Source organism: Promicromonospora sp. NPDC060271 (genome assembly GCF_042726755.1).
In the GTDB taxonomy this organism is placed as follows: domain Bacteria; phylum Actinomycetota; class Actinomycetes; order Actinomycetales; family Cellulomonadaceae; genus Promicromonospora.
The window spans coordinates 1-11,646 of sequence record NZ_JBHXBG010000166.1; the positions used below are offsets into that span (position 1 = coordinate 1).

Here is an 11,646-nt window from a genome sequence, read left to right on the forward strand (position 1 = left end):
GGCCGGGGACCACCCGAGTGGCCCCCGGCCGCGTCCATTGCGGCACCGCCCGGCGTGTCTTTCCCCAGGTGGCGTTCCCGTCGGCGTCCGTGGCCCAGTACCAGCAAGACTCGTTGCCCTCCGGCCAGCCCTCCGGCATGTCCTCCCAGGCCTCGCGGCGGCCGTAGGGCGTCATGTCGAGCAGCCCGAAGATCCCGGCGGCCGGCTCGTTGCCACGGCCGGTCGTCCGGTAGGTGAGGAACACGCGGTCGCCGTCGCGCAGGAAGCAGACGATGTGGCCCATGTCGACGCCGACCGGTGCCTCGAGGCCCCGCACCGAGTACCAGGGCTCGGTGTAGCCCATGAACTCCAGGTAGGGGGCGACCTCGTCCCACGGCCCCTCGGTCAGCATCGCGAACGAGACCCCGCGCGCCGCGAGGTACGGGGCGGACTGCTGGATGTGCCACGTGTTGATGGTGCAGCCGGGGCACTGGCGCTCGAACGGCTCGCCGTCGTGCCACATGTGCTGGTAGACGACGAGCTCGTCGCGGCCCTGGAACAGGTCGACGAGCGGTACGGGCCCGTCGGCCCCCGTGACCCGCACGGCCGGGTCGATCTCGACCATCGGCAGCCGGCGCCGGGCGGCGGCGAGGGCGTCACCGGCGCGGGTGTGCTCCTTCTCCCTGGTCAGGAGCTCGGCCCGCGCCGACTGCCAGCTCTCCCAGTCGACGACGGGCGGGCGAGCGGGCCGGTCGGTCGTCGCTGATGTCTCGGTCACGGTGTCCTCCAACGTGTCGGGGCGGCACGGTCGTGGCGCCCCGTACCTACCGACGACCGACCGGCCCGTAATTCATCGGCGCCGCCTCGTCCGCGCCGTCCGCTCGGCGAGCACTCTCAGCGCGGCCCCGTCATGCCACGGCGGTCCCTTCGAGCTCGACCAGCTGCCCCGGGATCGCCAGCCGGGTCACCCCGAGCATCGTGGTCGACGGCGACACCTGGGCGGCACCCAGGCGCGACGCCAGCACCCCGTAGTGCTGGAAGAGCAGGTCGACGTCGGTGGTGTAGACGTTGAGCCGGACGAGGTTCGCCAGAGACATCCCGGCCTCGCCGAGCACCGCCTCCAGGTTGGCGAGGCTCAGCGCGAGCTGGGCCGCCATGTCCCCGTCGTGCTCGGGCCTGCCGTCGGCGCTCATCGCCGTCTGCCCCGAGCAGTACAGGGTCCGCGTGTGCCCGGAGACCAGCTCACCCTGGTTGAACCCCATCGCCACCGACCACGTGACCGGGTTGACCGCCGTTCGTTCCATCGCCACATCAGCTCCATCTCGATTCGTAGGAGGTACGAGCCTCTCCACAAATCACGACACCCTGTGTCAGGTATTCCGTAGGATCTACGGATGCGCGCGGATCGCCTGGTCTCCCTGGTGCTGCTGCTGCGCCAGCGCGGCCGCCTGTCCGCCCAGGCGCTGGCCCACGAGCTCGAGGTCTCCACCCGCACCGTGCTGCGGGACATCGAGGCGCTCTCGGCGGCAGGCGTCCCGGTCTACGCCGAACGCGGCCGCCACGGCGGGTTCGCCCTGCTGCCCGGGTTCCGGACCGAGCTCACCGGACTGAACCACGACGAGGCCCTCGCCCTCCTGACCGCCGGTTCGGGCCGGGGCGAGCAGGTGTTCGGTCTCGGCTCGGCGCTCGCGTCGGCCATGCGCAAGGTCGTCGACGCGCTGCCGGAGGGCCACCGGGCCACTACGAGCGACGCGGCCCAGCGGTTCCTCGTCGACCCGGAGACGGACCTGCTCTCCCGCAGGGCGCCGGCGGACGAGGTGCCCGGCACCGTGATGGCCGAGGTCCGGCGGGCGGTGCTGGCCGGGCACAAGCTGCGCATCCACTACGCACCGGTCGACCGGCCGGCGAGCTGGCGCACCGTGGACCCGATCGGTCTGGTCACGGTGCGCGACAAGGGCTATCTGCTGGCCACGATGTCCGGGGCGGACCGCACCTACCGGCTGTCCCGGATCAGCGCAGCCGAGGAGCTCGCCGAACCTGCCGAGCGGCCGGACCAGGTGGACCTGGACCGGATCTGGCAGGAACGCAGCACCCGGTTCCGCACGGGCGGAGACCAGGTCGCCGTGCTCGTCCGGATGGATCCGGCCCGGCGCGAAGAGCTCGTGGGCACGGCGCTCGCCGTCCTCATGGAAGCGGTGGACGACGACGGCCGGCTCCGGCTGGAGGTGACGTTCCAGGACCTCCGGCACGCCGTCTGGGCGCTCTGGCAGCTCGGCACGGACGCGGAGGCGCTGGCCCCGCCGTCGGTACGCACCGCCCTCCGGGACCGCGCCGTCGCGGTGGCCGCCCGCTATGCGGCGCCGTCCGGGTAGAAGAGCCGGCGGCACGGGTCGTTCGGGCTGGACGGCGCCGCGGCCGGCCGTCTCCTACGGCGTGTTTCGGAAGTGGCTCGCGGTACCTGATGCCGGCTGACTGACTCCGAAAGACTTCCTATGCGCGCGGCTCCACCGTCAGCGCCTCGGCGAGCACCGTCCGCATGTCACGCGGTGCGCGCCCGAGGATCTGGCGGACGCCGTCGGTCGGCGACTCGTTGCGGCCGTCGAAGACCTCACGGCAGAGCTCGGTGAGCAGGGTCGCGGTCTCGGGCCCGGCCTCGGCGGCGACCGCGGCGTGGAACTCGTCGAAGCCCATCGGCAGGTACTGGACGGCACGCCCGCTCAGCTCCGTGAGCAGGGCTGCGACCTCGGCCATCGTGAGCGACTCCGGACCGGTCACCTCGTACCGGCGGCCCGCGTGCCCGTCACCGGTCAGCGCCTCGACGACCACGGCGGCGACGTCGTCGACGGAGATGAACGGCTCCCGCACGTCCCCGGCGGCCAGTGCGAGCACCCCGGTCTCCAGGGCTGCGGCCAGCATGCCCTCGGTGAAGTTCTCGGTGAACCAGCCCGCGCTCACCACCGTCGAGGGGATGCCGGAGTCGAGCACGATGTCCTCGCAGCGGCGGGCGCCGAGCTCACCGCGCCCGGAGAGCAGCACGATGCGCCGCACGCCCGCCTCCCGGGCGACCTCGGTGAGACGGCTGATGACGACTTCCGCGCCGGGTGCCGCGAGGTCGGGGACGTAGGTGACGTAGAGGCGGTCGACGCCGGCAAGGGCCTGGGCCCAGCCGTCGGGCTGCTCCCAGTCGAACCGCGGGCTGGTGCCGCGGGCGAGCCGGCGGACGGTGTGGCCGCTGGACTCGAGAAGGGCCGACACGCGCCGTCCGGTCTTGCCGGTGGCGCCGATCACGGCGAAGGTGGGCTGCTGCGTGGGGTTCGTGTTGGTGTCCATGCGTCCATCGTGAGTCCCGCGTCCCGGACGCAACATCCCCTCACGTCCGCAATTCTGTGCCGTGCGTCCAGGATCGCGAACACATCCCGGACGTACGGTAGATCGGCATGTCAGGCTGGACGCATGATCAATTCCCGTCCCGCCCCGGACACCGGTCTGCCCGTGCCGAAGCTGCTCCTGACCGGCCCGCAGGACTCCGCTGCACCGATCGGCGACGGTCTCCACCTGCTGCGCTTCACCGGGGCGCTGTACTGCCAGGCCGACCTCACGGCGCCGTGGGGTGTGGCGTTCCCCGCGATCGAGCCGTGCATGATGCTGCCGGTGGTGCTCGCGGGGCGGTGCGTCCTGGAGATCGGCGGAGAGCTGCACACGCTGGAGGCGGGCAGTGCCGCGCTGCTGACGCGCGGCGTCCCGCACCGGCTGCTGAGCTCGCCCGGCGCGCCGAGCACCGATCTCCTCGACATACCGGTCGAGCGCGTGGGGGAGACCTACGAGCGCATGCGGTTCGGCGGCGGCGGGGAGCATACCCAGATCGCCTACGCCGCGTTGACCGTCGACGAGCCGCTCACCGCGCGGCTGGTCGCCGAGCTGCCGGAGCTGATCCGGGTGGACGCATGGGACGGCGGCCGGACGGGCGCGTTCGGGACGGTGCTGCGCCTGCTGGCCGACGAGGCGCAGACCCTGGAGCCGGGTGGCGAGGCGGTGATGACGAGGCTCGCCGACGTGCTGGTCATCCATGTCCTGCGGCAGTGGCTGCGCACGTCCGACACGGCGAGCACCGGCTGGCTCGCCGCCCTGCGGGACCCACACGTCGGCCGCGCGCTCGCCACGCTGCACGCTCGCCCCGAGCACGACTGGAGCCTCGTCGAGCTCGCCCGGCAGGCCGGCATGTCAAGGTCCGCGTTCGCCGAGCGGTTCACGGCGCTGCTCGGCGAGCCCCCGATGCGCTACCTGGCCGGCTGGCGTCTCGAGCAGGCGTACAGCGCGCTGACCACCACCACCGACCCGGTCGCCACGATCGCCCGCAAGGTCGGCTACGGCTCCGAGGCGGCGTTCGGCAGGGCCTTCAAGCGGCACCACGGCACGTCGCCCGGGGCGGTGCGCCGAACCGGGCCCGCTCGGTCCGCCGGGTGGCTGCGGACGGCGGCCGACGCCGCCCGCTGAGGTCACCGTTCGATCAAAACGACGTCCACTTTGTGGCGGCCGTCACATGCCCGGCGGTACTGTCACGAATCAGTACACGGATCAACCTCTGCCGGATCAACGATGATCGGAGACGGACATGAATCCCGCTGGACCTCGGAAGGTGGCCGCGCGCATCGGTGCGCTGGCCGGCCTCGGTCTCGTCCTGGCCGCCTGTTCCTCGGGTGGCGGCGGCGACCCCGCCGACTACCCCGAGGACGACATCGAGGTGATCGTGCCGTTCTCCGCCGGTGGTCCAACGGACACCGTGACGCGTATGGTCGCGGAGCCCATGTCGGAGGACCTGGGCGTGCAGCTCGTGGTGCAGAACGTCGACGGCGCGGGCGGCACCGTCGGGGCGGGTCAGGCCGCCACGGCCGACCCGGACGGCTACACGGTGCTCATGCACCACATCGGCATGTCCACGGCGCCCGCGCTCTACGAGGACCTCGCGTACGACCCGGTGGCCGACTTCAAGCCGGTGGGCCTGGTGACCGAGGTGCCCATGACGATCATCGCGCGCTCCGACTTCGAGCCGGAGACGTTCGAGGAGTTCGTGACCTTCGTCCAGGAGAACGCCGACACGGTGACGATGGCGCACGCCGGCGAGGGTTCGGCGTCCAACCTGTGCGGCCTGCTCCTGACGGACGCCCTCGGCGTCGAGGTGACGGCGGTGCCCTACGACGGCACGGGTCCCGCGATGACGGAGCTCGTCGGCGGCCAGGTCGACTTCATGTGCGACCAGACCACCAACACGACCGGCCAGATCACGGCCGGCGAGGTCAAGGCGTACGCGGTGACGACGCCGGAGCGCATCGACGCGCTCCCGGACCTGCCCACGACGGCCGAGGGCGGCCAGCCCGACATCGAGGTCAGCGTGTGGCACGGCCTGTACGTCCCGGCCGAGACCCCAGACGAGATCGTCACCAAGCTCACCGACTCGCTCCAGGTGGCGCTGGCCGACCAGACGGTGATCGACCAGATGGCCGACCTCGGCACGGCGCCGGTGAGCGAGGACCAGGCGACCCCCGAGGCGCACGCCGCGCTGCTCGAGGAGCAGATCGCGACCTGGGGCGAGATCATCGGCGCCGGACAGGGAGGCTGACATCGGCGTCCTTCGGCCCCGCTCGACGGGCGACCTCGTCTCGGGCCTGATCTTCGTGGGGCTCGGTGCGGCGTTCGCCGTCGGGGCGCTCGGGTACGAGCTCGGCTCCCTCCTCGAGATGGGTCCTGGGTACGTGCCGCTCGCCCTCGGCCTGGTGCTCGCCGCGCTCGGTGCCGTCATCGTCGCCAAGGCGTACGTCGCGCCGGACCCGGCGCCGGGTCCGGCGTCGGACGTGGTGCCGGACGCGCCGTCGGACGTGGTGCCGGACGCAGTTCCGGACGCCACGCCGTCCGACCGTGCGGTACCCGACTCGGACGTCCCGGACCCCCGGCCGCTCGCCGGGATCCAGTGGCGCCCGACGGTGGCGATCTTCGCCGCCGTCGGGTTCTTCGCGCTCACCGTCGACGGTCTGGGCCTGCTGCCCGCGACCTTCGGGACCGGCCTGCTCGCGGCCATGGCGCGGCCCGGCACCAGGCCGCTGCGGGCCCTCGTCATCGCCGCCGGCCTGACGCTGGCGAGCTGGATCATCTTCGTGGTCCTCCTGCAGCTGCGGCTCGCGCTGTTCGGCGACTGGCTCGGCGGGTAGGAGGCCCCGATGGACCTGCTCGACAACCTCACGCTCGGCTTCTCCGAGGCGCTGCAGTGGCAGAACGTCCTGTTCTGCCTGCTCGGCGTGGCGCTCGGCACCGCCGTCGGTGTGCTGCCCGGCATCGGGCCGACGGCGACCATCGCCCTGCTGCTCCCGATCACCTTCGGGTTCGACGACCCGACGTCGGCCCTCATCATGCTCGCGGGCATCTACTACGGTGCCCAGTACGGCGGGTCGACGACGGCGATCCTCCTCAACCTGCCCGGGGAGTCGTCGGCCGCCGTGACGGCGATCGACGGGCACGAGATGGCGCGCGCCGGGCGGGCCGGCGTGGCGCTCGCCGTCGCGGCGATCGGGTCGTTCGTCGCCGGGACCGTCGCGACGGTGGTGCTCGCCGTCGCCGCCCCGGTGCTGGCCCGCGCCGCGCTGTCGTTCGGCTCCGCCGAGTACTTCTCGCTGGTGGTCCTCGGCCTCATCGCGTCGATCGCGCTGGCGAGCGGGTCGACCCTCAAGGCGCTCGCGATGATCGTGTTCGGCATCCTGCTCGGCACGCTGGGGCAGGACACGTACACCGGGACGCCGCGGTTCACGTTCGGCCTGCGCGAGCTGTACCAGGGCCTGAACTTCGTCGCGGTCGCCGTCGGCGTGTTCGGCATCGCCGAGATCCTGCGCAACCTGCACGACCCGCGCACCAGGACCCGCGTCGTCAGCCGCGTGGCGAACCTGTGGCCGAGCCGGACCGAGCTGCGGCAGGTCGTCGCCCCGGTGCTCCGCGCGACCGGCCTCGGCTCCCTGCTCGGTGTGCTGCCGGGCGGCGGGCACATCCTCGCCTCGTACGCCTCCTACGCCGTGGAGAAGCGGGTCTCGCGGAACCCGGGCGAGTTCGGGCACGGGGCGATCGCTGGCGTGGCCGGGCCGGAGTCGGCGAACAACGCGGCGGCGCAGACGTCGTTCATCCCGCTGCTGACGCTCGGCCTGCCCGCCAACCCCGTGATGGCGCTCATGGCAGGGGCGTTCATCATCCAGGGCATCACGCCGGGACCAGACGTGATGACCGAGCAGCCCGCCCTCGTCTGGGGCCTGATTGCGTCGATGTGGATCGGCAACGTGCTGCTCGTGCTGCTCAACCTGCCGCTCGTGGGGCTGTGGGTGCGCATGCTCTCGGTGCCGTACTCGGTGCTGTTCCCGGCGATCGTGGTGTTCGCCTGCATCGGGACCTACTCGCTGAGTCAGAACCCGTACGACGTGCTCGCGGTCGCCGTCTTCGGTGTGCTGGGCTTCGTGCTGATCCGGTCCGGGTGCGAGCCGGCCCCGCTGCTGCTCGGGTTCGTGCTCGGGCCCCTGCTGGAGGACAACCTCCGCAGGGCGCTGCTCCTCTCGCGCGGCGACCCCACCGTCTTCGTCACCCGACCCATCTCCGGGGTCCTGCTGGCGCTCGCCGCGGTCGTGCTGGTGGTCACGGTGCTGCCGATGATCCGTCGCAAGCGGGACGTGGTCTTCGCCGAGGACGAGTGACCTGTCAGACACCCCCGCACGTGTCAGACCCTCAGGTCACCCGAGTGACCTGTACGTCTGACACGTGCGGGAGCGTCTGACACGTGCGCCTCAGATCGTGAGCAGGCCCCGCGCCAGGGCTGTGACCGCGCCCGCGACGGCCACCGTCAGCGCGATCGCCGACGCGACGCGGGTGGGGACCCGGCGGGCCAGGAGGGCACCGAGGCCTACGCCCGCGAGCACGCCGGCGAGAAGCACCGGCCAGACCCACCACGCCGGGAGCTGGCCGGGCGGGATCGCGCCGAAGGCCAGCTTGGTGGCCACCGACATGGTGTTCATGACGACGAGCAGCGGCTGCAGGGTCGCGGCGAACGACCGATGGTCCCACCGGGTGGCGAGCGCGTAGGCGGTCCACGCGGGTGCGGCCACGCCCGACGTCGTGTTCATGAAGCCCGCCGCCAGGCCGGTCGCGACGGCCACGGAGCGGCCCTTGATCCGGACCCGCCGGCGGAGGACCGCCGACGCCGCCAGCGCGAGCAGCACCGAGCCACCGACCAGGATGTCGAGCCACGCGGCGTCGGCCCCGCGCACGGTGAGCGCCCCGAGCACCGAGCCGACGAGCATCAGCGGCAGGATCGTCACGACGCGGCGCCACTCGACCCGGTCGCGCAGGGCCCGCAGGATGAGCAGTGCCGTGACGATGGCGGCGACGTTGCTGACCAGGACGCCGACCGACGCCCCGAGGAGCACGGTGAGCACCGGGGCGGCCACCATGCCGAGACCCATCCCGGCGACGCGCTGCAGGCCGGCCCCGAGTACGACCGCCACGCAGGCTGCGATCAGGGCCGTCGTCTCCACCCGGCCACGTTATCCCGCCGCCGTTCGGCGGCGGGACGGCGTGGTCGTGTCAGGCGCTCACGTTGGTGTCGTACTCGACGTCCCGCGTCTCGTGCGTCATGAGCAGGGCGACCAGCGTGATCACCGCCATCGCGGACAGGTAGATGCCCACCAGGACGGGGGAGCCGTCGGCCTGTGCCCACAGCCACACCGCGATGAACGGGGCCACCGCCGCGCCGAGGACCGACGACAGGTTGTACGCGACACCCGAGCCCGTGTACCTGACGTTGGACGGGAACAGCTCCGGCAGGACGGCGGCCATCGGGCCGAACGTGAGGCCCATGAGCGTGAAGCCCAGGATCAGCAGCGTCTGCACGCCGAGGTCACCCGCCGCGAACAGCGGCACGAACGTGCCGCCGAACAGGATGATCGCAACGGTGACCCAGATCAGGTGCTTGCGGCGGCCGAACCGTTCCGCCAGCGGACCGGACACCAGCGTGAAGACGCCGAAGAACACGACGCCGATGATCAGCATCCAGAGGAAGTCGATCTTCGCGTAGCCGAGGCCGGCCGGGGCGCCGTCGGCCGGCGCGGTCGGGGCGACGCCGTAGTTCAGCGTGAACGTCGTCATCAGGTAGAACAGCACGTAGGTGGCCAGCATGATGAAGGTGCCGGACACGATCTGCTTCCAGGACGTGCGGAACACCCGGGCCACGGGCACCTTGGTGACGGCCTCGGCCTCCAGCACCCTGCGGAACGCCGGCGTCTCCAGGAGCGAGAGCCGCACCCACAGGCCGACGATCACCAGGATCGCGGACGCGAGGAACGGGATGCGCCAGCCCCAGTCGGAGAACTGCTCCGGCGTGAGGGCGGTCGACAGGGCGATGAACACCGTGTTGGCCAGGATGAAGCCGATCGGCGCGCCGAGCTGCGGGAACGTGCCGTACACGGCGCGCCTGCCCTGCGGGGCGTTCTCCGTGGCGAGCAGTGCGGCACCGCTCCACTCGCCGCCGAGGCCGAGGCCCTGGGCGAACCGGCAGAGCACGAGCACGGCCGGCGCGGCGAAGGCCCAGCCGGGCGTCGACGCCGCGGGGATGAGGCCGATCAGGATCGTCGCGATACCCATCGTGAGCAGCGAGGCCACGAGCGTCGTCTTGCGGCCGATCCGGTCACCGAAGTGGCCGAACAGCACCGAGCCGAGCGGCCGCGCGAAGAACGCGACGCCGAACACGGCGAAGGACGACAGGAGCTGCGTCGTCGGGTCCTGGGCGTTCGGGAAGAACAGCGCCGGGAACACCAGCGACGCAGCGGTCGCGTAGATGTAGAAGTCGTAGAACTCGATGGAGGTGCCGATGAGGGACGCGACGACGACGCGGCCCCTGGGGTTGCCGGCCGGAGGCTCGCCCTGCCCGCCGGAGGCGGTCCCGGCGGTCGATGATGCGGAGGTGCTCATGGCTGGGACATTAGGAGGAGGTCCGCGATCCGGGAAGGGCGTCTCACTGTATGGATACCCCCTTGACGTAGGCTGCCGACCGCGACCTCGCGCGCGTGTGCGCACCTGGCGTGTCGTGATGCGGCAGCGTGCGTCGCGAGTGAAGGTGTAGTGAACGGTGAATACTCCCGCCCGTGCCCGTGTTGGCACGACCGGCGGTGGGGGGCAAGGATCAGGACCGACCCGGGCGCCCTCAGCCCTCAGCCATTGAGAGTCCGACCCCACAGCCGGAAATCCATCATCGGTACAACGAGATGACGACGAGGATATGAACGATCTGCTGTATGTGAACGGCGGCAACCCGCTCAACGGGACCATCACCGTTCGAGGCGCAAAGAACTTCGTGTCGAAGTCCATGGTGGCTTCCCTGTTGGGGGAGACCCCCAGCGTGCTGCGGAACGTACCGCAGATCCGCGACGTCAAGGTCGTCTCGGGGCTCCTGGACCTGCACGGTGTGAACGTCAAGTACGACACCGACGCGGGAATCCTCGACCTCGACCCGTCCAACGTGGAGTCGGCGCACGTGGCCGACATCGACGCCCACGCGGGTTCCAGCCGCATCCCGATCCTGTTCTGCGGGCCGCTGCTGCACCGCCTCGGCGAGGCGTTCATCCCGGACCTGGGCGGCTGCCGGATCGGCGACCGGCCGATCGACTACCACCTGGACATCCTGCGCCAGTTCGGCGCCGTCGTCGACAAGCGGCCGAACGGCATCCACCTGCGGGCGCCGCGCCGCCTCCAGGGCACCAAGATCTCCCTGCCGTACCCGTCCGTCGGCGCCACCGAGCAGACGCTGCTGACGGCGGTCCGCGCCGACGGCATCACCGAGCTCTCGGGCGCGGCGATCGAGCCCGAGATCATGGACCTCATCGCGGTGCTGCAGAAGATGGGCGCCATCATCTCGGTCGACACCGACCGCGTGATCCGCATCGAGGGCGTCGACCGCCTCGACGGCTACACCCACACCGCGCTGAACGACCGCATCGAGACCGCGTCGTGGGCCGCCGCGGCCCTGGCGACGGGCGGTGACATCACCGTCAAGGGCGCCACCCAGCCCGAGATGATGACGTTCCTCAACACGTTCCGGAAGGTCGGCGGGCGGTTCGAGGTGCAGGACGACGGCATCCGCTTCTGGCACCCCGGCGGCGACCTGAAGTCCATCGTGCTCGAGACCGACGTGCACCCGGGCTTCATGACCGACTGGCAGCAGCCGCTCGTCGTCGCGCTCACGCAGGCCACCGGCCTGTCGATCGTGCACGAGACCGTGTACGAGAACCGCTTCGGCTTCACGGACGCGCTGCGCAAGATGGGCGCGACCATCCAGGTCTACAAGGAGTGCCTGGGCGGCAGGGACTGCCGGTTCGGCCAGCGCAACTTCCACCACTCCGCCGTCGTCTCCGGCCCGACGCCGCTGTCGGCCGCCGACATCGAGGTGCCCGACCTGCGCGGCGGGTTCAGCCACCTCATCGCGGCCCTGGCCGCGAAGGGCCGGTCCACGGTGCGCGGCATCGGTCTGATCGACCGCGGCTACGAGAACTTCCAGGACAAGCTGCTCGCCCTCGGCGCGGACGTCACCCGCGGCTGACCCGCGAAGGTCCGCGAAGTAGAGCGCCTGTCCGAGTCTCCCAGGGTTGCCCT

Annotated in this window: 11 protein-coding genes; 6 read left to right on the top strand and 5 right to left on the bottom strand. The window is 71.5% G+C overall.

From position 1 onward, the window contains the following. Both ACFWE2_RS20770 and ACFWE2_RS20775 read right to left on the bottom strand, forming a co-directional pair. Positions 1 to 757: DUF899 family protein (locus ACFWE2_RS20770; protein ID WP_377226109.1), on the bottom strand; the 757-nt coding region annotated here is incomplete at its 3' end. A gap of 130 nt (positions 758 to 887) precedes the next feature. Beyond that, a complete protein-coding gene (locus ACFWE2_RS20775) occupies positions 888 to 1,283 on the bottom strand; it encodes a RidA family protein (protein ID WP_377226110.1) in 396 nt (131 codons plus the stop codon). A 90-nt stretch (positions 1,284 to 1,373) separates the two neighbouring features. Here ACFWE2_RS20775 and ACFWE2_RS20780 point away from each other — a divergent pair, with 90 nt between their 5' ends. Beyond that, entirely contained in the window at positions 1,374 to 2,351 is a 978-nt protein-coding gene (locus ACFWE2_RS20780; protein ID WP_377226111.1) for a helix-turn-helix transcriptional regulator, read from the top strand. A 118-nt stretch (positions 2,352 to 2,469) separates the two neighbouring features. Here the strand turns inward: ACFWE2_RS20780 and ACFWE2_RS20785 are convergent, their stop codons facing one another. Then, the gene (locus ACFWE2_RS20785) at positions 2,470 to 3,309 is read right to left on the bottom strand and encodes an NmrA family NAD(P)-binding protein (protein ID WP_377226112.1); all 840 of its coding nucleotides are present in this window, start codon (positions 3,307 to 3,309) and stop codon (positions 2,470 to 2,472) included. Positions 3,310 to 3,432: 123 nt separating this feature from the next. Between ACFWE2_RS20785 and ACFWE2_RS20790 the strand changes: the two genes are divergently transcribed. The 4 genes from ACFWE2_RS20790 to ACFWE2_RS20805 all read left to right on the top strand — a co-directional run bounded on the left by ACFWE2_RS20790 (position 3,433) and on the right by ACFWE2_RS20805 (position 7,700). Next, positions 3,433 to 4,473 (top strand): cupin domain-containing protein, encoded by a 1,041-nt coding sequence (locus ACFWE2_RS20790; protein WP_377226113.1) that lies wholly within the window; start codon positions 3,433 to 3,435, stop codon positions 4,471 to 4,473. 118 nt (positions 4,474 to 4,591) lie between these two features. Further along, positions 4,592 to 5,596, top strand: a complete 1,005-nt coding sequence (locus ACFWE2_RS20795; protein ID WP_377226114.1) for a tripartite tricarboxylate transporter substrate-binding protein — start codon at positions 4,592 to 4,594, stop codon at positions 5,594 to 5,596. Between the two features lie 49 nt (positions 5,597 to 5,645). Further along, positions 5,646 to 6,182 (top strand): tripartite tricarboxylate transporter TctB family protein, encoded by a 537-nt coding sequence (locus ACFWE2_RS20800; protein ID WP_377226119.1) that lies wholly within the window; start codon positions 5,646 to 5,648, stop codon positions 6,180 to 6,182. A gap of 9 nt (positions 6,183 to 6,191) precedes the next feature. Next, a complete protein-coding gene (locus ACFWE2_RS20805; protein WP_377226115.1) occupies positions 6,192 to 7,700 on the top strand; it encodes a tripartite tricarboxylate transporter permease in 1,509 nt (502 codons plus the stop codon). 90 nt (positions 7,701 to 7,790) lie between these two features. Here ACFWE2_RS20805 and ACFWE2_RS20810 read toward each other — a convergent pair whose 3' ends face one another. Further along, the gene (locus ACFWE2_RS20810) at positions 7,791 to 8,537 is read right to left on the bottom strand and encodes a sulfite exporter TauE/SafE family protein (protein WP_377226116.1); all 747 of its coding nucleotides are present in this window, start codon (positions 8,535 to 8,537) and stop codon (positions 7,791 to 7,793) included. Positions 8,538 to 8,586: 49 nt separating this feature from the next. Continuing rightward, complete coding sequence (locus tag ACFWE2_RS20815) at positions 8,587 to 9,969, bottom strand: MFS transporter (RefSeq protein ID WP_377226117.1); 1,383 nt, start codon at positions 9,967 to 9,969, stop codon at positions 8,587 to 8,589. A 307-nt stretch (positions 9,970 to 10,276) separates the two neighbouring features. Here ACFWE2_RS20815 and murA point away from each other — a divergent pair, with 307 nt between their 5' ends. Beyond that, positions 10,277 to 11,593 (top strand): UDP-N-acetylglucosamine 1-carboxyvinyltransferase, encoded by a 1,317-nt coding sequence (gene murA, locus ACFWE2_RS20820; protein WP_377226118.1) that lies wholly within the window; start codon positions 10,277 to 10,279, stop codon positions 11,591 to 11,593. Positions 11,594 to 11,646: the final 53 nt, after the last annotated feature.

Coding starts and splice junctions, on each gene's coding strand:
- ACFWE2_RS20775 (WP_377226110.1), bottom strand. CDS start 1,283: ATGGAACGAACGGCGGTCAACCCGGTCACGTGGTCGGTGGCGATGGGG.
- ACFWE2_RS20780 (WP_377226111.1), top strand. CDS start 1,374: ATGCGCGCGGATCGCCTGGTCTCCCTGGTGCTGCTGCTGCGCCAGCGC.
- ACFWE2_RS20785 (WP_377226112.1), bottom strand. CDS start 3,309: ATGGACACCAACACGAACCCCACGCAGCAGCCCACCTTCGCCGTGATC.
- ACFWE2_RS20790 (WP_377226113.1), top strand. CDS start 3,433: ATGATCAATTCCCGTCCCGCCCCGGACACCGGTCTGCCCGTGCCGAAG.
- ACFWE2_RS20795 (WP_377226114.1), top strand. CDS start 4,592: ATGAATCCCGCTGGACCTCGGAAGGTGGCCGCGCGCATCGGTGCGCTG.
- ACFWE2_RS20805 (WP_377226115.1), top strand. CDS start 6,192: ATGGACCTGCTCGACAACCTCACGCTCGGCTTCTCCGAGGCGCTGCAG.
- ACFWE2_RS20815 (WP_377226117.1), bottom strand. CDS start 9,969: ATGAGCACCTCCGCATCATCGACCGCCGGGACCGCCTCCGGCGGGCAG.
- murA (WP_377226118.1), top strand. CDS start 10,277: ATGAACGATCTGCTGTATGTGAACGGCGGCAACCCGCTCAACGGGACC.